General features: G+C 46.0%; 20 protein-coding genes. 12 read left to right on the forward strand and 8 right to left on the reverse strand.

The window, feature by feature from the left end; translation table 11 throughout:
• Positions 1-20 precede the first annotated feature (20 nt).
• Positions 21-902, reverse strand: a complete 882-nt coding sequence (locus ACG1BZ_RS11430) for a putative selenate ABC transporter substrate-binding protein (protein ID WP_413665749.1) — start codon at positions 900-902, stop codon at positions 21-23.
• A 626-nt stretch (positions 903-1,528) separates the two neighbouring features.
• On the opposite strand from ACG1BZ_RS11430, the gene ACG1BZ_RS11435 reads away from it, so the two are divergent.
• A complete protein-coding gene (locus ACG1BZ_RS11435) occupies positions 1,529-2,269 on the forward strand; it encodes an alpha/beta hydrolase (protein ID WP_413665750.1) in 741 nt (246 codons plus the stop codon).
• A 129-nt stretch (positions 2,270-2,398) separates the two neighbouring features.
• Here the strand turns inward: ACG1BZ_RS11435 and ACG1BZ_RS11440 are convergent, their stop codons facing one another.
• Together ACG1BZ_RS11440 and ACG1BZ_RS11445 are read right to left on the reverse strand one after the other, a co-directional pair.
• Positions 2,399-2,896: a DUF1097 domain-containing protein gene (locus tag ACG1BZ_RS11440; RefSeq protein WP_413665751.1), complete on the reverse strand. Its 498-nt coding sequence runs from the start codon at positions 2,894-2,896 to the stop codon at positions 2,399-2,401.
• Positions 2,897-2,976: 80 nt separating this feature from the next.
• Positions 2,977-3,786, reverse strand: a complete 810-nt coding sequence (locus ACG1BZ_RS11445; RefSeq protein ID WP_413665752.1) for an SDR family oxidoreductase — start codon at positions 3,784-3,786, stop codon at positions 2,977-2,979.
• A 58-nt stretch (positions 3,787-3,844) separates the two neighbouring features.
• Here ACG1BZ_RS11445 and ACG1BZ_RS11450 point away from each other — a divergent pair, with 58 nt between their 5' ends.
• Both ACG1BZ_RS11450 and ACG1BZ_RS11455 read left to right on the forward strand, forming a co-directional pair.
• Complete coding sequence (locus ACG1BZ_RS11450) at positions 3,845-4,735, forward strand: LysR family transcriptional regulator (RefSeq protein ID WP_413665753.1); 891 nt, start codon at positions 3,845-3,847, stop codon at positions 4,733-4,735.
• A gap of 436 nt (positions 4,736-5,171) precedes the next feature.
• Positions 5,172-6,203, forward strand: a complete 1,032-nt coding sequence (locus ACG1BZ_RS11455; RefSeq protein ID WP_413665754.1) for a M12 family metallo-peptidase — start codon at positions 5,172-5,174, stop codon at positions 6,201-6,203.
• A 79-nt stretch (positions 6,204-6,282) separates the two neighbouring features.
• Here ACG1BZ_RS11455 and ACG1BZ_RS11460 read toward each other — a convergent pair whose 3' ends face one another.
• Positions 6,283-7,128, reverse strand: a complete 846-nt coding sequence (locus ACG1BZ_RS11460; RefSeq protein ID WP_413665755.1) for a mechanosensitive ion channel family protein — start codon at positions 7,126-7,128, stop codon at positions 6,283-6,285.
• An 897-nt stretch (positions 7,129-8,025) separates the two neighbouring features.
• On the opposite strand from ACG1BZ_RS11460, the gene ACG1BZ_RS11465 reads away from it, so the two are divergent.
• The gene (locus ACG1BZ_RS11465) at positions 8,026-9,066 is read left to right on the forward strand and encodes a cell envelope integrity protein TolA (RefSeq protein ID WP_413665756.1); all 1,041 of its coding nucleotides are present in this window, start codon (positions 8,026-8,028) and stop codon (positions 9,064-9,066) included.
• Between the two features lie 513 nt (positions 9,067-9,579).
• Here the strand turns inward: ACG1BZ_RS11465 and ACG1BZ_RS11470 are convergent.
• On the reverse strand, positions 9,580-10,329 hold the full coding sequence (locus tag ACG1BZ_RS11470; protein WP_413665757.1) for a flavodoxin family protein: 750 nt from the start codon (positions 10,327-10,329) through the stop codon (positions 9,580-9,582).
• 262 nt (positions 10,330-10,591) lie between these two features.
• Here ACG1BZ_RS11470 and ACG1BZ_RS11475 point away from each other — a divergent pair, with 262 nt between their 5' ends.
• From ACG1BZ_RS11475 to ACG1BZ_RS11495, 5 genes are all read left to right on the forward strand, one after another.
• Positions 10,592-11,182: a hypothetical protein gene (locus ACG1BZ_RS11475; protein ID WP_413665758.1), complete on the forward strand. Its 591-nt coding sequence runs from the start codon at positions 10,592-10,594 to the stop codon at positions 11,180-11,182.
• A gap of 168 nt (positions 11,183-11,350) precedes the next feature.
• The gene (locus tag ACG1BZ_RS11480) at positions 11,351-12,022 is read left to right on the forward strand and encodes a hypothetical protein (protein ID WP_413665759.1); all 672 of its coding nucleotides are present in this window, start codon (positions 11,351-11,353) and stop codon (positions 12,020-12,022) included.
• A gap of 385 nt (positions 12,023-12,407) precedes the next feature.
• Entirely contained in the window at positions 12,408-12,767 is a 360-nt protein-coding gene (locus tag ACG1BZ_RS11485) for a hypothetical protein (RefSeq protein ID WP_413665760.1), read from the forward strand.
• A gap of 79 nt (positions 12,768-12,846) precedes the next feature.
• Complete coding sequence (locus tag ACG1BZ_RS11490; protein WP_413665761.1) at positions 12,847-13,128, forward strand: hypothetical protein; 282 nt, start codon at positions 12,847-12,849, stop codon at positions 13,126-13,128.
• Positions 13,129-13,485: 357 nt separating this feature from the next.
• Positions 13,486-13,941, forward strand: a complete 456-nt coding sequence (locus ACG1BZ_RS11495; protein ID WP_282932772.1) for a macro domain-containing protein — start codon at positions 13,486-13,488, stop codon at positions 13,939-13,941.
• A gap of 80 nt (positions 13,942-14,021) precedes the next feature.
• Here ACG1BZ_RS11495 and ACG1BZ_RS11500 read toward each other — a convergent pair whose 3' ends face one another.
• Entirely contained in the window at positions 14,022-15,032 is a 1,011-nt protein-coding gene (locus tag ACG1BZ_RS11500) for a tyrosine-type recombinase/integrase (protein WP_413665762.1), read from the reverse strand.
• A 192-nt stretch (positions 15,033-15,224) separates the two neighbouring features.
• On the opposite strand from ACG1BZ_RS11500, the gene ACG1BZ_RS11505 reads away from it, so the two are divergent.
• Together ACG1BZ_RS11505 and ACG1BZ_RS11510 are read left to right on the forward strand one after the other, a co-directional pair.
• Positions 15,225-16,283 (forward strand): DNA-binding protein, encoded by a 1,059-nt coding sequence (locus ACG1BZ_RS11505; RefSeq protein WP_413665763.1) that lies wholly within the window; start codon positions 15,225-15,227, stop codon positions 16,281-16,283.
• A 261-nt stretch (positions 16,284-16,544) separates the two neighbouring features.
• Positions 16,545-18,242 carry a BCCT family transporter gene (locus ACG1BZ_RS11510; protein ID WP_413665764.1) on the forward strand — a complete coding sequence of 566 codons (1,698 nt, stop codon included), beginning with the start codon at positions 16,545-16,547 and terminating at the stop codon, positions 18,240-18,242.
• Between the two features lie 27 nt (positions 18,243-18,269).
• Here ACG1BZ_RS11510 and ACG1BZ_RS11515 read toward each other — a convergent pair whose 3' ends face one another.
• Positions 18,270-19,241 (reverse strand): M15 family metallopeptidase, encoded by a 972-nt coding sequence (locus ACG1BZ_RS11515; protein ID WP_413665765.1) that lies wholly within the window; start codon positions 19,239-19,241, stop codon positions 18,270-18,272.
• A gap of 227 nt (positions 19,242-19,468) precedes the next feature.
• On the opposite strand from ACG1BZ_RS11515, the gene ACG1BZ_RS11520 reads away from it, so the two are divergent.
• Positions 19,469-21,136 carry a BCCT family transporter gene (locus ACG1BZ_RS11520; protein WP_413665766.1) on the forward strand — a complete coding sequence of 556 codons (1,668 nt, stop codon included), beginning with the start codon at positions 19,469-19,471 and terminating at the stop codon, positions 21,134-21,136.
• A 55-nt stretch (positions 21,137-21,191) separates the two neighbouring features.
• On the opposite strand, the gene ACG1BZ_RS11525 is transcribed toward ACG1BZ_RS11520, so the two are convergent.
• Positions 21,192-21,905: a TorF family putative porin gene (locus ACG1BZ_RS11525; protein ID WP_413665767.1), complete on the reverse strand. Its 714-nt coding sequence runs from the start codon at positions 21,903-21,905 to the stop codon at positions 21,192-21,194.
• Positions 21,906-21,959: the final 54 nt, after the last annotated feature.

Consider the following 21,959-nt stretch of genomic DNA (forward strand, 5'->3'; position numbering starts at 1 on the left):
CGGCAGGGCCAACAGCTCGCTTACTCATTATTCAACAAGCCAATTTCGTGAGCGGTCTCGACGATTGGCTGGTACATTGAGTTGTCGGCTTTGATAAACCCTTTGCGGGGAAATGCGGCAAGTAGTTTAGGGTCCCGCATATTCAAAATCGCCTGCTGGACCTTGTCTAAGAAGCCGTTGCCCCAGGTTTCATCGACATCCCCACGAATTGTCCAGTTGTAATCTGGGTATCCTGGGGTTTTCCAGATTACTTGCACCTTGCTTTCATCCACTTTGCCGGCTTTCTTTTCATTTTCCCACACCTTGTGATTTAGGGCGCCAACCTGATACTTCCCAGATTGCACAAGATCCAGGGTATTGGAGTGGTCACCTCCAAAGCCCACACGGCTGAACACCTCGGCAGGGGGCTTACCAAACGCTTTTCGAATAAAGTATTCCGGCATTAGACGTCCAGAAGTGGAGTGCTCTGAGCCAAAAGTAAATGTCATACCTTCAATACCACGGGGGAACTCTTTTGAAGGAGTGAGTCCAGTACTTTTATTCGCAATAAAATAGGAGGTGAAATTTTGATCTCCTTCTCCCTGGGCAATGGCCTTGGCGCCAGGCTCCGCAATACGGGCTTGTACTCCAGTAAATCCGCCGAACCAGGCCAATTGAACTTTGTTATTTTTAAAGGCTTTAACCGTATCGCTATAGGATTTGACTGGTAAGTATGTAACTTCAACCCCAAGCGCGTCGGACAAATACTGTGCAACTTTGCCAAAGCGTTTTTGCAAGCGCTCCGGGTCCTGGTCTGGAATGGCAGTGAAAACAAAAGGTTTTGGGTTTTCTTGAGATGATACGAAGGGTACGACGCACAGTATAATGAGGCTTAGAATAGACACGGTTAAACGCTTTAACATTCTTTTGGTCCTCTGCGGATCTGTAGTTCAAAATTTGTAGGATAAAACTAAAAGTTTAACTATAGGCGTTATATATAGATCAGAAAACCTGACTAAATTACATTTTCTTTATTTGGCTTAATAAAAGCGAGATGGCCTTATAATTTCTGTGCGCAATATCTGGCTTGTTAATATATTTGGCAGATATTTGTTTGTTAAATACTCTGTAGGTCTTAATTATTACAGGGTTCCTTCTTTGTTGAATAGCCTTTGTACGAAATATACTTATTCTTCGAACTGCTAATAGTAGACTTACGCGTTCATTAAGCTGGCCTAGCTCATATAAGGGCATCGGTCCGAAAGAGGTTTCAATGTCCATCCTTAGTGTTTCGAGGAGTACCCCATAAACCTGCCTCCTGAAAGATAAGCCTCGCCTCAGCATGAATTGCCCCGTAAGCCAGGGGAGTCACGAACTTGCTTAGAGGTTCTTCAGACTCTAGAGAGTTCCTTTGGTGTAAAATAGGCAGTTTAAGCCGGTAATTGCGGAGTTGACAGAGTAAATGAGTGAGTATGATGATCAGTTTAATCTGCGTAAGCGGCACCCATTTGGTAGAGTCCATCTGCTAATCAATGGGCTACAAAGCTATTTGGCTACACAAACCCTAAGAAACTCGCTGGATATCAGCTATGGAGATAGCTCCGGTGAGAAAGTAGATATATTTCCTGCTAAATCCCCCAATGCACCGGTATTTGTATTCATCCACGGAGGGTACTTCCGGGCGCTAGATAAAAAGCAATACCGGTATATTGCCAAGCCCTTTGTAGAGGCCGGGTGTACAGTTGCTTTGGTCAACTATGATTTGGCGCCCGCCGTCAGTGTTAAAGAAATTATTGAGCAAAATATAAAGGCATTCTTATGGATATATAAAAATATCGATCGCTGGAATGGCAACCCCAGTAATATAGTGATCTGTGGTCACTCTGTTGGGGCATTCCTTGTGGCTAAAATTTTAGAATTTGAGTGGACACCTGAAGTCCGTAGCTCAATTAGCGGCGCTATTATGTTAAGCGGGCTCTATGACTTAACAAAGATGAGGCAATCTTATCTCAATGAGTCTCTACGTTTATCAGAAGATGACGTTACTAATTTGAGTCCCATTTTTGGCGATATTAGATGTTTCACCAAAGCGATTGTTGCAGTAGGTGATGATGAGACTGCGGAATTTATTGATCAGTCAAAAAGATACTGTGGGAAGCTACAGCAAACGAAAAGCCCGTGCGAATATATACTTTTGAAAAATAAAAACCACTATACCGTATCGCGTATTTTAAGCAGTAGAAATAATGATCTAATGAATAAGATACTGGATATCTGCGGTGTGAATTGAGAGAGGGGGGATACGACTTAGCGCTCAATTTATATAGTTTTGAACATAAGTCGGGATTACCAGCTTAAGATCAGGGAGCCTCTTAAGGCCTCTAGGGTATTACTGAATAATGCCTAGACTCCCTGACTATCAAGTAGCGTTACCTTCTCCAGTAATAGATTGTAGGTAGGAGCAGCAATAGCCAGCGAGGATGCCTAGAGCGGTCACTATTGTCAGCCCAATCACTCCAGAAAGAGCATTGGCTGGATGGGCCGCAAAGAAAGTGATTAACCCTAAAAACCAGGCAATGATATTACCTACAAGTGGCAGTCCTCTTAGCGATACCACCAAAAATGCAACGGAGAAAACTGTAACTGCAAAGGCAATGCCGCCTACCACTGGCTGCAAAAGGGTATTGACTATAGCTGCTGTCATTCCCATCAATATCCCTAGAGCAATACAAACCCCGCTGGAGATTGCACTTGAGGCAGAATTTGGTTGGGTAAAGAAAGCAACCCATCCAACAAACATAGCCCAGGGAGGAAGTTCTAGCATATAGCAAGTAAATGCTGCTGCACTGGCTACGGTCGCAGCGATAAGGGTGTCCCTGATGTATTTACCCCATAGTACCGGTGATTGAGCGGTCATTGGCTTTTAGTCCTAAATCATCCCAGCTCGCATAACGCTTAGCTGGGGAATGTTAAATAGGAGGGTGATTGCTTGTGAGGCTAGACAAGTCCACCATTGGCTCGTATGACCTGTCCATTGATCCAGCCACCTTGCTCACTGACTAAAAAGGCAATGGTATTTGCAATATCTTCAGGCCTGCCCAAGCGCTCAAGTGGTGACATTTTGGCAAGAGTATTCACCATTTCATCGGTCTTCCCCGACAGGAATAGCTCGGTAGCGGTGGGCCCTGGGGCGACGGCATTCACAGTGATATCTCTCCCCCGCATTTCCTTGGCGACTACCTGGGTCAGAGCTTCAACAGCTGCCTTGGTCGCCGCATATACGCTGTAATTCGGCATACACAAGTCGACGACACTCGAGGATAAGTTGATAATGCGGCCGCCTTCTTGAAGCCTTTCGGTGGCTTCACGCATGACATTGAAGGTGCCCTTAAGATTTACAGCTACCTGACGATCGAAATCATCTTCTTCACATTCTGCCAGAGGGGCTAGCTTCATAATGCCCGCATTATTGATGACACTATTGATTCTGCCAAAGGTGACTTCTGCCGAGTTGAATAGGCGCGAAACCGCCTGTTGATCACTGATATCGGCTTGGGCAGTAACCGCCTTGCCACCCTCGGCTTCAATGCGGTTTACCAACTTTTCGGCAGCTGAAATATTACTTTCAAAGTTCACCAGAATGGTAAAGCCATCCTTTGCCAGGCGAGAGGCGATCGCCGCGCCTATCCCACGGGAAGCTCCTGTTACCAGTGCCACTTTCTCCATAATGATCTCCGTAGTGATTACTGGAGCTGCCATTGCAGCTCCCTGATTTGGCTGTATTCCCATACTATTCGTGTTATTCATGTAAATAATCCAGCTAAAATGGAATCCATTGTTCCAAATAAACAAACAATAGGGCGATATGGATAAGCTGGATGCGATGCGCTTGTACGTGCGGATTGTGGAGCGGGGCAGTTTTACAGCCGCTTCTACTGATCTTGGGATTCCGAGGTCGACATCGACTCAGGTCATCAACCGGCTGGAGAAACGGTTGGGAGTCAGGTTGTTGCAGCGATCGACTCGCAAGGTCAGGGCAACACTGGATGGGGAACTGTATTATCAGCGCTGTATTTCAATACTTGCGGACGTAGAGGAAGCAGAAGGGGCATTTACAGGTTTATTGCCAAGAGGTGAGGTGCGGGTAGATGTACAAGGGACTATTGCCCGTCATTTTGTTATGCCGCAACTTCCCCAATTTTTTGCCCAGTATCCTGACATTTCTTTGGTAATGAGTGAGGGGGATCGATGGGTGGACTTAGTCCAGGAAGGGGTCGACTGTGCTATTCGCTATGGACACTTGGCAGATAGTGAGCTGATTGCCAGGCGTTTAACCATGCTGGAACGGCTTACATGCGCATCGCCGCAATACCTGGAACACTACGGCCACCCAAGCTCTTTGGAACAACTGAATGGTCACCGTGTTGTAGCGCTTCGCTCTATAACGACTGGGAAGTCTACGCCGCTCTCTTTTTGTCTTGGCGATAGGGTAGAGACGTTGCAAGTTCCGGCGCAATTGACGGTAACTGGGACAGAGAGTTACTTGGATGGCGTTAAGCGGGGGCTCGGATTAGCTCAGTTTCCAAAGTTTCATGTAGAAAAAGAGTTGGATGCAGGAAATCTAGTTGAAATATTGCCCAATTTTCGCCCGCCCAGCGAGCCGGTATCGGTTGTGTTCACCCAGAATCGCTTTTTATCTCCCAGGGTTAGGGCATTTATTGAGTGGCTAAGTAAAATATTTTCAGTTTCCATTTAAAGGATTGTGATTAAGCTTTCATTTGAATTTAATTTTCCAAAAAGTTATCTGCTCTTCAGATAGTAACTTGTCAAAAATTTGCGAAGTTAAATTATTGGTAGGCGTAAGAATATTTTTTTAGTTAAGAATCATATAGAGTAGCCGCGCACTGTGGTTTTCAATAAATATTTCTATTCAGTCTTTTAAAGGCTGCATTAATAGATTTATTTTTATCTTTGGTGCGAATCTTTCTAAATTGATTTCCCGAGAAGCAGATACAGGGAGTATGTCTGTGAAGAGCTTTAAAATTCTTGCGCCTTTCGTGTTGCTATTTTCTACATTTGGCGCTCATTCAGAAGAAAATGTGCATGTTGTTTTTGAATCTTCCATGAGTGAAAGTAGATCAAATATAATCTCACATAAAACTAAAAAAAGTTTAAATAATAAGATTTTTAGCTTGAAGCCCGGTAGTACCCTTGAGGTTCCCAGTGAGCTCGGCAAGCAACGGTTCACCTTGCAAAATATTCGCTCAACAAAAAGTAGGGCTTCACTATCTGCATTTTCTGAGGATGGAAAAGGGTTTATCACCTTAGCCGAGAACAACGGTAGAATTGTTGGCTCAATACAATCTGAAGGTAGGCTCTACAAAGTGAGACCTGCCGGAAACGGTGCGGTTACAATCGCTGAGGTTCCAGACAATTCACTTGTCGACCATGATAGTAACTACTTCGAAGAGATGGATTTTACTTCCAAGATTGGTGCGCTAAACACAACCTCAGGAATTGCGACTACTGACTCTGGTGGAAAAATAACCGTTATAGTTGCTTATACCGATGCCTTTGAGGCAGACGCCGGTGATGTACCCGCCTACATGGATTTATTGGAAGAGGAAACCAATGTTTCATTTGCCAATAGTGAAGTCAATACCTCGGTAGAAATTGTTCACGCTTATAGAACCAGCTATGCAGAAAGCGGTAGCTTCTATGTGGACCGCGAGTACTTTTCGAATGACGCATATCCAGAAACTAAAGAACTATACGAACTTAGAGACTTGTATAGTGCAGATGTAATGATTGTTTTAACCGGCAATGATTTGTACAGCGGATCATGTGGACTGGCTAAGACGATCTATGCATCGGAATCAACAGCCTTTGCTTTCGCAAGGGAGGGGTGCGCAACGGGGTACTTCAGCTTTGCCCATGAAATTGGCCACCTGCTGGGAGCCCGACATATTATCTACAGTGATTCGAATATGGAGCCGTTTGAATATGGCCACGGCTACTGCAATACCACCCCTTCAACTTGGAGGAGTGTGATGGCCTACAATTGTCCATCGGATCGAGGCGGCCCCAGAATTCAGCAGTGGTCCAACCCGGATATCACAATAGATGGAGACCCTACAGGCACCTCCAACCTAGAGGATAATGCGCGGGTTATCCGTGAGCGCGCCTGGGAGGTTGCCAACTTCCGGGTCGATGGGGAAAGTTAACGGCAAATTCATACAATAGCCGCCAGCAATGCAGAACTGCTAGCGGCTTCAATCGCCGATACCCTTTAATACAACTGCGTTAAGCTTTGGACTCCACGTCCTTAGTTTTCTCGAACCAAAAGTTATAGAAGTCTTCAGTCACCAGCTGTTCGATATTGGTGGCTTCCTCTCGGGGGCAAAATACGGTTACCGTGGTTACATCGTGGCCGAGTTCATTCGTTGTGATACAGACTTTTGCATCAGGCCCTGACAGCTCAACGCCCATGCGATTCTCGATCAGGTTGCAGTAGCGTTCGGCAACTTCACGGAAGGACTCGCAGTGTTCTTTAAGTCGCTCAGAGATAAACTTTTTGGCTTCAAATGGATTCATTCCTTTGCTTTCCCGGGTAATCGAAAAGGTATGCTCGATATACCGGCGCATAAAGTTCAGGTTCTTTACCGGTTGGGTAAAGAAGGCATTGTTAGGGATATACAGAGTTGTTCCTGTATAGCCATTACCCAAACCGTGCGGATCGATTTCCAAAAGGGTGGTGCTTAGCCAGTCACTATCGGTGACTTCACCAAATTGATTGCCGACTTTAATCCAGTCTCCCACAGTAAACGAGCGCATGTTTGCCTGATACAGACCACCAACGAGGCACTGCACCCCCTCTCTCAGTGCCAATACAATTGCCACAGAGAAAGCGGCAATGGATAGGGCAAAGTCCCGGAGTTCGCTTACCCAAATTGCTATCAGGCCAACTACCAATAACAAGTTGCCAAGGTTATGTACGGTATTGATACGGCGGCGCTTATCCGCTTTTTGCCAACTACTTCGTGCTATTACTAGCGTGAGCAGGCCACGTAATAACATCACTACTGAGATCAGGCACATGGTGATAAATAATTTGCTATCCAGGATATGCGCTAAGAACTCTGGTTTCATTCGGGAAAGGGACCTCGTGGTAACAGCTGGCCACGCCTTCTTATTGACTGCCATTGGCATTTCTGGATAGAAGAGATGAGCGAAGCTGGAGTGGCAGGGGTTGGTATAATCGTGAACAGTTGCAATTTATCCCCGGATTCTGAACTTGTAAATAGCCAAGGAAAAAAACAGACAAATTTCGTGCGGCTGTATAGGGATTAGGCTATGTCTGTTGTTTTTCCGCCAAATATAGGATATATATTTTGCTGCAAGGTGAGGGGTAAGATTGGGTTTTCATCCGGCAGTCTAACGAGCACCAGGCAAATAGGGGGCTCGTACTGAGTCGCCCGTATCCCTGCAGGTTCCTAGGACTACTTCCTGCTAATATCTGTTAACCTGAAGATTACCACGCAAGACTTATACTTCTCTTCGGAAATCTCTAACAATATTATTTCTAGACCTCTTGTTGCTCAGCTTACTAAACATGTTTAGTAAGTAAATTTCGAAAAATATACTATGGGTAAGAAATAATACTCTCGTCTTCTGACATGAAAATTATTCCTGAATATCTATTTTGTATGTATTTAAGAGAATATCAATATCCCTGCAATTAATGTGTTGACATTGAATGTAAGCGGCCTAGTTTTTTGGTTCGAATGTACCAGAAAGAGCGTTGTTTTTTTGCATAATACAAAGTAAGTTTTGATGCTAGACGCTTCCCTTGGTGCAAGGTGTTGAAATTTGATAGAATAGTGCGGCAACCATTTATAAGAATGGCAAACACTTATTGAGTTAGAACTCAATAAGTTTGTATAAATTGGAAGGGCAATTTAAATTTCAAAAAGCTTAAGATTAAAACACTTAATTGAATAAGGTTTTGGTCGGCTTGCGATATTTTTTGCACATAAAGGAGTAGATGTGAAAATATTGGTAGTTGCATTATCGCTGTCCGTATCCCCCTTTTCAGTAAACTTAAAGGGATCAGATAAAGATACTACGGAGCTGATGAATAACATAGTTAAGAATTGTAAGGAGATCCCTGCTTTAGAGTTTCCAAGACCTGAAGTCAGATTTGACTGGGAGTTAAAGGAGTTCAACGACCATAAGCGCTGGATTATGCGTGACCTGGAAAAGCTTGAGTCAAAGGGTGGTAAGACTTTCAATTTAAAGCGTTTTGTTACAGGGAAATCATTTTCTGAGGTAGTGTCCGATTGCAAGCGAGTGATTAATATAACAGATAATAAGTTGGCAGAGGAAAGCGCAGGAATGCCTGGGGGAGAGGCGCAAGAGAAAATCAATCAAGCTTTATGGAAGTGCGAGCATGCAAATAAGTGGATTGATGACCCCGAAAAATTTAATGCTAATTATGATTCAATTTCCGATTACTATAATGGTTATAAAAGAGATTTAGAAGAAGCAAAACAGTTGGATAGTAGAGTTTCTTCGTGGAAGAAACAGGAAATTGAGAGCTGTAATCAGGTATTTGAACCAAAATATCTAGCGCTGAAGGAAAAAGTTGATCAAGAAAATAGTCTAAAGCGCAAAGCTGAAGAGAAAAAGCAGCAGGAACAACAGCGAAAAGCTAAAGAAGCTTATGCAGCGGAGCAATCGAGAGCAAAATCTCTTGGGTATAAAGGGGTATCCCAAGGAATTACCTCTCTTATCTATAAGCTCAGTGACGGGTATTCATCAATCAGCGAAGCAAAGTCCTATCTTGTCGAGCAAGATTACACGGAAAGCTATAAGGTTGTTAATATCATAGATGACTACGTTATTTATGGTCATAGCCCTAATGATTATGAATATATTCAAGTAGCAGTTACAAAGCAACCGGACCGATTCTATAGTGACGGAGCCCCATTACCGAGCGGGTATTATGCCGTTCAAGGTATGACGGAGTTTGTTTCTGTGGCAGGTGCTACTAAGCAAATTATAATACTAAACAGAGTTTCTGAATAACACTTAGTTAATTATAGGGGTGAGTTGGTTTCTATAGTCACTCACCTTTATGTTGTACGCTATTGCTATAAGTATGTACTCGCCCACCGAGCAATAGCTGATATACCTTTATTGGTATCTATCCGAGGCTGTAATACAGGATAAATAGAACCCATTCATGGGCTAAGTGTGTGCTGCGTGGTGCACCTAGAGGTTAAATTAAGCTTTTAATCTAATTAATATTTGAGATTGGAGAGGTTGTGGCGATTAGTTTGCGAACCAACTTGGAGTTATTTAAGGGGCTGGGGCCTGCTTCAGGTTATCTATACATATAGTTGAGCCATTAATAAATGTTATTGGTTATCTATTTCGGTTTGATAAAGAGTCGCTTGAGATCACTACCAGTATTGTAAGTTAAGCTGGAATAATATGAAACCGGAGTAATTGAAGTGCCCGCAAGTGCCTGAGTTTTGTGTGCAATCCCATTACCGGCCAATTCCGCAGGCCAAATATACTCTTTAGTCAAGTGTGCTACTACCGATAATCCGGGTTAGGAAAGTCGGGCTTACAGCCGGCATCCCAGGCAGAGCGCTGGTTGCCGTGGGCGGGAATACCCCCCGCATCTTTTATCATTCGCGCCATATGCATCAGGTTCCAGGTCATAAAGGTGGTGTTGCGATTGGTAAAGTCGTTTTGTGGACCACCGGAACCGGGGTCAAGATACGAGGGGCCGGGGCCAGCTTCTCCCACCCATGCCGCATCTGCCTGGGGAGGGATAACATAGCCAAGGTGTTGCAGAGAGTAGAGAATATTCATGGCGCAGTGCTTTGCGCCATCTTCATTGCCGGTGATAAGGCAGCCGCCCACCCGGCCGTAGTATGCGTACTGGCCTTTAGAGTTCAGGTCAGCTGAGTTCGCATAGAGCCTTTCAATAGTTTGGGTGCAGACAGAGGATTTCTCTCCCAACCAGATCGGCGTGGTTATAACCAGGATATCTGCGTCTTCAACCCGGCGATAGAGCAGTGGCCACTCATCAGTGTCCCAGCCATGCTCCGTCATATCCGGGTAAACACCAAAAGCGATGTCGTGATCAACAGGGCGTAAAACCTCAACTGAGACTTTGTTGCGCTCCATGATTTCCCTGGATATGCGAATTAGACCGTCTGTGTGGGAGAGTTCAGGCGTAGGTTTTAGGGTGCAGTTGAGGAATAGCGCCTTGAGGTCGGAGAAGTCCGACGCACTAGACTTGCAGTCTTCAATTTGCTTTTGATTTAACGTCGTCATCTTGGGCCTCCTTGCCACCACTTAGATAATAGCCTGAGTTCTAATCCCGTGATTTCAAAGAGGATGGACTGAACTTCATCAAAATAGATCTGCGACACGGTGTCAGTTGATATATCTTGTGGGTATCAGACTTTGATTTATCCACCCAGGGTCCGATTGAGAGCTGTAGCCGAGTTACTATTGGCGTGATTCAGCTTGTTCCAAGATTATCTAACCGTAAAGCTGCGCCTATATTTGACTGACTACCATCTTGGAAGTCACCATGAAAATAATCAATCAGCTATCACTTCTGTTGTCCTCAGTTCTTCTGACTCTTGTTGCTACTCACGCCAATGCCCAATCGGAAGCCAAAGATTCCCTGGAAGGGGTCTGGTGTGCAATTGAAGGTGAGTCGTTTATTTTCTATGAGCACAGCCCGGACGCCTTTACTTTAGAGAAGGGGCAAATTTGCCGGACCTTTAAGGTTCTCAAGCAAACAGGTGTAGGCGGTGGTGGCCGTTATCTTGAGGTAACGAAGAAACCGAATGTTAAACACCAGCTAACTGCGGTTGAAGAGACGGTGAATGAGGCCACTATTGCCAAGGATATCGGTATCTTTGCCTACATGAAGAGTGGCAATAGAATCCAGTTGGTAGCTGTTGATGTTTCCGATGAGAGCGTTACAAATTTGACCTTAGATGGCAGTGGCACTATGCGCGGCTTTATTGAAGAGGTTACAGCTGATCATTCTGCAGGGCAGGGTCATGAAGCTCACGTTGGGGTTCTGTTCTTTCGGAGGTCATCCTCATCGATACCCGAGACCTTTGATCGGGATTGGGAATCAATCTTCAATGAGACCCATAGCAAGCAGTAAAGGTGCTGGTGTTATCGTCGGTTTTGTAGCCCAGTATATTCATTTGCCATAATCATCAGGCAATAATGATGCTCGTATCGCTTACTAATTAGCCAACACTTACGTTTCCAGCCCCAGGCGAACCTTTTTAGTTTGCCTTTCTCTTGAGGTATCGTTGATTTTGTTCGTATGAAGCAAGCAGGGGGAGTGCTGCACCCAGAGAGGCTCAAGCCCATGCTGGGTGGTGTTTATAATCTAGGTGCAGGTGATGGCATGTTAAGCTTGGTGTATAGAACACTTAGCAAGTTTATCAACTATCGCTACTTTATAGACGAAAGCGCACTCCCAGCAAGACTGCCGCTTGTAGGAGCTTTGTGGGGTACAAATATGAAATATGGTCTAACTCTATCTTTACTGATTTTGGCGGTGCCGAAGGCACTGGCTTGTGATTACCCACCGCCAACAATTATTCCACCTACAACGCCTTACGGTGAATTTCAATATATTTATCCGGAAACTGGCTTAAACTACAAAGATATTGCTAATGATAAAAACTTGGCGGTGGTTAAGATTTTAGAGGTGTCAGGTGATCAAGCTAATCCTGATGTAGTAATTGTTCAGCTATTACATGGCTGGGGATATCAAAGTGGCCGTTACATGAAGTTTGTTAACCCGGGCTTATCATGTGTCAGCAATAAAGTGGCGAAAATCGGGTGGTATGCTGCTCTAATAGATCGCGATGACATAGCTTTACTGGTCCCCTATAAAAAGGTTGAGAAATACCTGCGAGAGCGCGGTAAGCCTGAATATGTGTACTCTGCAATTGGCCTGCGGTTTAGGGAGGCATATCCAGCCAATTAACTGCAGTAGAGCACTTTAAGTTTGCTTAGATCGGCTGTTATGGGAGCATTATAAGTATCAAGAGTGAGTCACTCTAAAGAACAATTAGTCTTCCAAATAATAGGGCTTATTTTATCACTTTTATAGTTACAGTTTCTGATGTAGCAATTTTACTCGATACTGGCGTGACTATAGAAATTACTCAATTCAGAGTAAGTAGCGGGGCCAGCGGTGGTGGTGCAAATATCAATCACCTGCCAGCAGAGCTTTGGCTCAGCCCTCTGGCCTGCCTTGCTCGTTTGGGATGGCTTTTAATCTCTATAGAAAAGTAAAACCACTAAGAGGTTTATGATAAATGTGTGAAAAACAATCCATTACATGTATTTTTGGGCTTCCTGGTATTTAAATGAAGTGTACAGCATTTTACTTTGCTTTGATGTGTTTGCCCCAAGAGCTGGAAGCACTTCAAGAGTGGATACCTAGCAAGGATTACATTGTAACGCCCAAGTTGGCTATGGCAGTTGATAGGGCTCGCCAATTTTACTACAAACAAGTTAGTCACAAGAAAGCTGCGGAGCAAATAGTGTACAATGCCCGCTCAACGGATCAAGGGTATATTGTAGAGCTGCTCCCGGTATATGTATTACCTGAAGGGGAGAGGTTTGTATCAGTTGATGGTGAAAATTGTGTGTATTTGACTAAAGAATATAAGGTAATGGATTATCGACAATGCGTCGCAGTCTGGCCAGATTCGCTTGAAAAATAACATATAAGGTTTCGTGAGGGCGAGCTTGCTACACGGATAGAAATAATCGCCGTCTTACAAGAATATCAAGAGATTAGTTGTGAAATTGACCCCAGAAGAGAGAGCTGTTGTTGCTCAATGCATTGCTGAAGATCCGAGTCTGAAGCGAACTTTGATTGCATACTGGCCTTATATATTTCCGCTTTGTGCGGCAGCAATCTATGGGATAGTAAAGAAAGACTATCTTTTAATTGGAATCGCATTCTTCTTTCTTGTTTGTGAAGTCTTGTGGTTTTTGAATGAAACATCTAAGTCTGCAAAACACCTGAAAGCGGCGCTAATAAAGTATGATTTATCTAATCGTACGAAGAGCGTAGGGTAAGTTAGCATTACAAATGTAAAAGTTATTCATTTATGAGAGATAACAAAAGTTATCAGTGCTTTTTGTGCGGGAAGCATATTGAAAATCAAGGGGGACTTGATCCTTGGCAGTAGATCTTGTAGCCAATGTTGATCAGTCTACGGAAAAGCTAGATATACAACGATTTTTCTGTCACATCCGATGCTTTAAGTCTATCAACAAGCATGCTTCTATCTATAAGCCAAGATTTGAGACCGCCTTTAGTTGAGGGCAATAATCAATCAAGAGGGTTTACAATTGCGCTAGACAGCTTGCACCTTAGCTCACTGAATACGAGCCAAGGGTTATTGAGGCGTTTTAGATTTCCAGAGGTCGCGAATGAACGTAGTAGAAGGTGATTTGATCAAAATGGCACTTGAGGGCCATTTTGATGTAATTGTTCATGGGTGTAATTGCCAGTGCCAAATGGGAAAGGGGATAGCCTTAACTATCAAGAAGCTTTTCCCTGAAGCCTACGCAGCAGACTTGGGTACAGAAAAAGGCTCACGACTTAAACTGGGTACGTATTCAAGTGCTTACATATCACAGTTAGAGGCCAGCTTTACGGTCGTCAATGCTTACACTCAGTTTCACTGGAGAGGTAAGGGGGTAATGGCGGATTATGAGGCTATACGCAGTGTATTCACCAAAGTTAAGAAAGATTTTCCGGGGAAGAGGATTGGGTATCCTCTAATAGGTGCGGGGCTTGCCGGTGGAGATTGGGAGGTAATTTCTAGCATCATAGAAAATGAACTTGAAGGCGAAAATCACACACTTGTTAAGTTTGTGCCGTAACAAGCCCCCAGGCTGATTACTTCCGCACATATACTGCCCGCCTGAAAGGCGGGACTTGCCAGTAGGTCAATAGCAGCTTCTTAAGATAGTAGTTCCGACATCTTCTTCATCAAGATAGCTGAGGCGTTGTCGGTAAACTGTTGTCCCTCCTCAATATACTCCCAGACAGTGGCGTCACTCTTCCAGCCACCTTGCTTCTTGATTAGCTCAAAGCCAACTTTTTCTCGCGCTGCGGAAGTGGACAGGCCTCGGCGAAAGCTGTGGCTGCTGAGTTCGGCAACAAAGTCAAAACCGCAGACCTCCCCGAGATTTTTCAGTAGATCGTTGATAGCTGTGGGGTTTAACTGTCGACTTTGCACCGTATCCCAGCGATTCACTGACCGAAATACTGGCCCAGTTCTAATGCCACTAACGTCTAGCCAGGACTTAAGTGCTCGTGCGGGGCAGATTTCAGGGGTGCCGTAGGGAAGGGCGCGCATCATTCCCTGACCACTTTGATCCGTTTTTGATTTGGGTAGGCGAATGATCAAGCCTTCCTCCTCCCATATCAGGTCTTCTACCTGGATCGCCACCAACTCACTGCGCCGGAAGGCGCCGAAGAAACCTACCAGCACCAATGCCAAGTCACGGGTCTTCTTCTTGGATTCAGGCTGAGAGCGCAACTGTCGGGTGAGGGCTGCAATGTGTTCGAGGCTCAGCGCCTTGGCTTTTTGCTTGGGTTTTCCGTGGGTGCGGCGAATACCGCGCATGGTTTTCTGTACCAGCGGTTCAGTAACTGGGTTGGCGATGCCTTGATAAAGGTGCCACTGGCCTATGGCGGTTAGGTGCAAATCCAGGGTGCGTGGGTTCAATTGCTCGGCCCGAATCAATAGATAGCTAACCAGTGAATGGCTATCGGTGGGGAGTCGGCCTCCCCATTTCTCGAACTGGCGAATGGCAGACCGATAGGCTTTGCGAGTGCTGTCTGAAGTCGCTGCTCGCAGGTACTTCTGAATGTCATCCTCAGTCAGAAGTGCTCCACCCCCGGTAGATGTACTGCTGAGCGGGGATTGAGGCTGGATTTTGGTTGAGGCTAGGGGCTGTTTTTTCATGAATTCTGTGTCACCCGGAAACCACTATTTGTACTGAGGGTACGTTAAATGGGGGCTATCTTACTTTTATAACCTTCGATAATAATCATTATCGAAGGTTAAATGGGTTAATTCAAGAATTGGTTTATTTTTATATATTATGTATTATTACGTAATACGTAATTTGGTACAAAATAATCTGAGGAAAGGCTAATGGCGCGCACAGGGGTCACCTATCTGGACATTTTTGAAGCAGCAAAGGCGATTAAGGACCGGGGGGAGGAGCCGACAGTTGATAGGGTGCGCGCTCATCTGGGGACTGGGAGTAAAAGTACAATTGCGCCGCTTCTAAAACGGTGGAAAAGCGAGAGTTCCAGCAGCACTGATGTCAGCGGCTTGCCTAAAGATCTGGTGGAGGCACTGAAAGGGCTTCATCAGCGTATCCAGGGCGATGCGGACCAAAGAGTGGAGCAGGTTCAGCAGGAATTTGAAGCTAAAGAGCTGGAGATAACAGAGAGACTAAATGAAGCTCAAGAGACCAGTAGCAAGCAAACCGCATTGATTCGCGAGCTGGAGCAGAAGCTTTCAGCTTCTGAAGGTGAGAAGCGCCGCCTCAAAGTTACCCTGGGTGAAACTCAGTCAGAACTGGAAAAAAGTGAGTTTCAATTGGAGCAGGCCTCGGTTCGAGCTGAGGAGCAGAAGGCCTCAATTGAAGAGATGAAGCAGGAGAATCGCGATGTGCGCGAACACTTTGAGCACTTCCAGCAACGAACAGCTACAGACCGGCAGCACGAGCGAGATCAGTTTCGATCTTCCAGTGAGCAACTTAAGGGGCAGGTGACCTCACTGACGGAGCAATTTGGGTTGGCGGAACAGAGGATTTCTGAGCAGGATCTCCTGTATAAACAGGGGCAGGCATTAATTACTGAACTCAATCGGGAAAAGCAGGAGTTGCGTGAAAATATAGGCGCCGCTCAAGCCGAAGCGGCAAACTACAAGCGGCAGGCTGAAGAGCAGGCGGCAAGCGCTGAGCTCCAATCTTCTGAAATTACACGATTACAGGATGAGGTTACCCGCCTCCAGAGCAGCGGTGTAGGGCAAGCTAAGGAGATTCAGCTTCAGCAAGTATCTTTGGAAAGGCTGGATGCTGAACTGGGTGCTACAAAAGACCGGATAGAGACCTTGTCAGACGAGAATCGTATCCTTCTACAGGAGAAGGCAATGCTGCAAGGGCAGTTTGCCCAACTGGAAAAATCTTTGGGTAAGCAGTAGTTCAGAACCCGGCAGGTTGGGGTCGTCGTCAGTTGATAGCCCCAGTTCAATTGGTTGTCGCATCTAAACAGATGTGACAACTGTCAAATTGAAATACTTTGACTAGCTGGTACTATTAAAGATAAGTAAGAGCAAATTTAGCTGTAGTTGATCTACCTATCCTTATATAAGTCCTACTCACTAACACCGCATAATAAAGTTCCTTATATAAAGTCCCCCTTGCTTTTATTTGCCGCGGTTCACAAGGCATTTGGGAGGCAAGTGTTGTCCAATCATTTCAGAGAAATCATCGATAAACCCACGTTTTTTGGTTCGCTGGCGCTGTTGTTGGCAGTGACAATCCCACTGGTGCTGTTCCCCGAAGTTGGTGCCGCCTGGGTTTTAGCCGCTAAAGGTTTCGTCACTGACAAGCTGGGGGTTTTCTATCTGGCACTGGGTGTCGGGGCAATTCTCTTTATGGTCTATATCGTGTTTAGTGATATCGGCCAGATCAAGCTGGGAACACCTGAAGAAAACCCTGAGTTCTCCACCATATCCTGGGCATCAATGCTGTTTTGTGCCGGCATCGGTGCATCGATTCTCTATTGGTCTATGGTCGAGTGGATCTACTATTACCAAACCCCACCTTTCCAGGTTGAAGGAGGCACCCCCGAAGCTGCGCGCTGGGCAGTTGCCTACGGTATTTTTCACTGGGGCCCGCTGGCGTGGTCCATCTACCTGATTCCCGCTTTGCCGATCGCTTACTTCTACTACGTTCGAAACCATAGCGTGCTGAAAATTAGTGAGGCGCTGATGCCCGTTTTGGGGGAGCAGCGCGCCCAGGGCGGACTCGGCAAGCTGATCGACGTGCTGTTTATCTTTGGTATGTTGGGCGGCGGTGCTACGACCTTGGGAATTGCTGCGCCGCTGATCACTCAGGGGGCTCATGAACTCTTGGGCGTGCCCACCGGGCTGGGAACCCAGGTTGTAGTGCTGATGATATGCACGGCAATCTTCGGCTATAGCGCTTTTGTTGGGCTTAAGAAGGGTATCCGCGCACTTTCCAACCTGAATATGTGGCTGTCTATTGTACTGCTTCTGTTTGTTTTCCTGGTTGGCCCCACCTTATTTATGTTGAACACCGGCTTGGATGCCCTGGGTCGTGTCTTGGATAACATCTTCCATATGGCCGCCTGGACTGAGCCATTTGCAGAGTTTGAGCAGTTCCCGGATACCCATTTTCCCCAAGACTGGACCATCTTCTATTGGGCGTGGTGGTTGGTTTTCGCTCCCAGTGTCGGCTTGTTTATTGCGCGTATCTCACGGGGGAGGACCATTAAGACCATGGTGGTTGGCTCCATTTTTTATGGCACCTTAGGCTGTTTCCTGTTTTTTATGGTGCTGGGGAATTACGGCGTCTACTTACAGTTTTCCGGTGAGCTGGATGTGGTGGGGATGCTAAATGAGCAGGGCGCAACCGCTGCAATTTTTGCCACACTCAAGACACTTCCCGGCAGTAAACTGGTGATTCTGGTATATACGGTGCTCGCCCTCATCTTTACTGCAACTACATTCGATTCCATCTCATACATTCTTGCCGCTGTTGTGCAGAAAGAGGTCGATGAAGAGCCAGCTAGATGGAACCGCCTGTTCTGGGCATTTGCGCTTTCACTGATGCCGATAACGCTGCTGTTTTTGGGCGGCCTGGATACGCTGCAAACTGCCAGCGTGATCGGTGGCGTGCCGCTTTTAGTTGTTGCTTTGCTGCTGTGCATATCGATTGTGAAAGCCGCTCACTATGACCTGCGCTACCAGCCGAGCTATGAAGAGAAGGAAATCTATATTGAAGAGTTTCCAGAGGATGATCCGTGGACAGAAGAGGGGAATTGGGAGGTTCCGGCCCAGACGGAGCACGGCGTATCCCACGATGACAAACCCCATATAGAGGGCGATCCGGGAAGCCATCCGTCTCGACTTTAATAGTTGGGCAGCAGGAGGAGGCCGTTTTCACTCCTGCTCTCCATCAAATTCTGATACCACTTTATCGACACAATGTTTTCTGAGGTGAGTAGCGCTTTTTATCGAGTTGCTCTCCTCAAAACAGAGATTCAATTGCTGTGTATATCGGTTAAATAGTTGTTTTGCACTCTCCTTTGGCAAAGTTACAAGGCGGTTAATGAATTGACGGGAACCAACCTGGAAGTGCATATAGTCAATCGGGACATTCCAGTCTCCACCCCAGACAACGAAGCCATGCCTGGCAAAGATTGTGGTTACATCTTCAGACATCCCCATGCGGGTTGGCTTTCCCGGGCGAAACTTTGCCCGGTTTAAATATCCTTCTGTTGCATCCTTAGGGATTACTTTGGCTCGGGTGTGTTTATCAATATACAGGTAGGGATTTTGTAGGGGGTTAATATCAATAGCAACACCATAAGCATGCTCAGACCATCTGCTTCCGCCAGTAATAGGCCGGGAATCAAAAGCCAGTGTGTTGTTTCGATCATCTGCCATTCGCTCTTGCAGAGTAAAATATTCAACAGGAATGGCTGACTGTATTGGAAAGCGAGATCGGTAGATCTCGCCAAATAGAGACAGGACGTTCTCGGCAACGATATCAAGTACAACAACAGCGCCTCTGCGGTATAGATCAGCTTCGATGCCAACATTATCCTGAGCAGGCGGATCTAAGAGAGGCGTATAGTTGAAGACGACTCTCTTCAGCCTTTCACAGCCAATAGGGGAGTTGTTCCGAAGAACCTGCCGGAGCTTCATCAGCTCACAGTCTTCTTGGGAAATGTCGTAAATCCCTGTCTTTGCTTCAGGTTCAAAATCATTAACATCGATATTCCTATCCTGGTCCTTGGTGCATGCAAATAGCGCCAGGCCCGCAATGGCGGCGAAAGCCTTCTTATATATATCGCTTCTCTGTATTCCTTTGGGAAAGCCCCGTTTCAAATAGTATTTGAGTATGCACATCCTGTTCACACTTGAATTGCATTTGGCCTGTTAAATCAGTACTCAAAAGGATGCTAATCACGTCATGCCAGCGGTTGGTAAATGGCAGTGCAGTGCTCGCCTTAAAGATTGGCGTCTTTAGTTTCAGCAACTTTGTTCCGGCTGGTCAAAAAATAGCCAGACTGTAGTTAATTTAGCTCCCAACTCCTTCCCGTTTTGTAAGAACATCTTTTCAGAAGGAACCCTTGTTGAATAAGGGAACAAAGGATCTCATAGACAAGCCCACCTTTTGGGGCTCTTTTGCATTGCTACTAGTGGTGACAGTGCCCTTAATCCTCTTTCCCGAGGCGGGTTCTTTATGGTTATTGGCAGCTAAAGATCTGGTGACAGAGAAGTTGGGGGTCTTTTATCTCCTGCTAGGCCTAGGTGCGATGTTATTTGTGCTGTATATCGCCTTTAGTGATATTGGCAGGATAAAGTTGGGAGGGGGGAAAGAGGGCCCCGAATTCTCAACTCTATCCTGGGCTGCCATGTTGTTTTCTTCCGGTATTGGCGCCTCTATTTTGTATTGGTCGATGGTTGAATGGATCTACTATTACCAACAGCCGCCGTTCCAGGTTCAAGCAAGCTCAGCTGAAGCTGCGCGATGGGCAGTTTCCTACGGTATCTTTCACTGGGGGCCACTGGCTTGGTCTATCTATCTAATCCCCGCACTGCCAATTGCCTATTACTACTATGTGCGTAAACGCAAGGTTCTAAAGTTAAGCCAAGCGCTCGCGCCAGTATTGGGTGATCGTAGAGTGAGTGGGCACATTAGTAAGCTTATCGATACTTCTCTGGTATTTGGCATGCTAGGAGGTGCGGCTACACGGCTTGGTATCGCAGCGCCGCTGATTACTTTGGGATTGCACAAGCTATTTGGAATTCCTACTGGGGTGGGATTTCAGGTCGGGGTGCTGATATTTTGTGCGCTATTGTTTGGTTATTGTGCTCTTGTCAGGGTAAAGCAGGGCCTTAGCGTTCTATCAAACTTTACAATTTTTCTCTCGCTTGCCTTGCTGCTCTTCGTGTTTATCGCAGGGCCGACACTATTTATGCTCAATAGTGGGTTGGATTCCCTGGGTAGAGCGCTGCAGAACTTCTTGCAAATGGCCACTTGGACTGAGTCCTTCTCTCATTTTCAACAATTCCCCAACACTCGTTTTCCTCAAGATTGGACCATCTTCTATTGGGCTTGGTGGTTGGTGTTTGCACCGAGTATTGGTTTGTTTATTGCGCGTATCTCTGGAGGGCGGACTATCAAGGCGATGATTCTTGGATCGCTATTTTTTGGAACTTTTGGCTGCTTCTTGTTTTTTATGGTGCTAGGCAACTACGGCGTCTACTTGCATTTTTCGGGCGAGCTGGACTTGGTGCAAATACTGAATCAGCAGGGGGCCAATACCGTGATCTTTGCCGTTTTGGATAAGTTGCCGGCGAGCCAGTTAGTTGTGTTGCTGTATACGCTGATCGCGCTGGTTTTTACTGTCATTACTTTTGACTCCATATCTCATATTCTTGCCGCAGTTGTGCAGAAAGAGGTCCATGGCGAGCCGCTTCGGTGGAATCGAATTTTCTGGGCCTTCGCGCTGGCAGTAATGCCTATTGCTTTGTTACTTATTGGAGGGCTGGAAGCATTGCAGGCGGCAAGCATTATCGCCGGTGTCCCTTTGCTGCTAATTGCCCTCTTGCTGTGTATCTCAATGGTTAAAGTTGCACGGCATGACTTGAATTTGCACCCAGTTATCCTTGAGAAGGAAATTGTTTTGGAGGGGGTAGCTGAGGAAAGTGCCTGGGGTGGGAATACTGAATCAGGACAAGTTGTGTTGAGATCTGCAGAGAAGACTGGCCAGGACGGAAAAGAAGAAACACCCTGAGAGCAGACCAGTAAGATATGCCGGGGCTATCTAAAGCCCCGGCTGCACTTATAGTTTAAAGGCTAAAAGTGCGGGCAACAGAGAAGACAATTCGCTCGTCAGCAGTGCCCGAGTCGAGATTGGTATTCTCAGCGGCAACATTGAAATCAAAACCTTCCAGGGAAGTCATATACTCCACTCGGTAGTGGTTGTAAGATTTTTTGCCTTCCCAGGTCCATTTGTCTTTATTGACGCTGGTAGAGCGGTCAACACTGAAGCGAACATTATGCCCCTCGGCAAACTCAAAGGTATGCGCCAGCATCATAATGTAGTGGCCGCCACCCTGGCCAAAGTAATCCCAGCTGTACCAGCCATTGACTTCTGATTCGCCTAGAGCAGAGCTGTAGCCAAGCTTGGCATAAGCTTCCGGGTAAGCGTACTCTTCAGAAAGGTCACCATCACCGTGATAGGTGTAATAAGCGAGTCCAGTGTCCAGGCTTATTTTATCGGTAAGCTGCATGAACTTACCTGCGTAAAAATCCCACTCCAGGTTGGTATCGTCATCATCACCGAAGTCTACGTTGGAAGCCCAGGTGCCGATATACCAGCCGCTATCAAAACCGTAGTCCAGACTGGCTTGCAGTGCTGGGTCGTTTTGAGTCTGGCTGACACCATTAAAGGTGTAGTCAGTAGTCAGGTTAACAGTTGAAGACAGCTCTGCCTGGGATTGTTGGGCAAGCACCAGCAGGGAAGCGCAGGTTAGTGCAGAAAGTTTCAAGGTTGATTTCATTGTTCAATTACCACTTATTTATATTTTGTAGCCCCCGCCAAACCAGGCGGGGGA

Origin of the sequence: Microbulbifer sp. CNSA002 (genome assembly GCF_047324085.1) — a bacterium.
Classification (GTDB): Bacteria; Pseudomonadota; Gammaproteobacteria; order Pseudomonadales; family Cellvibrionaceae; genus Microbulbifer.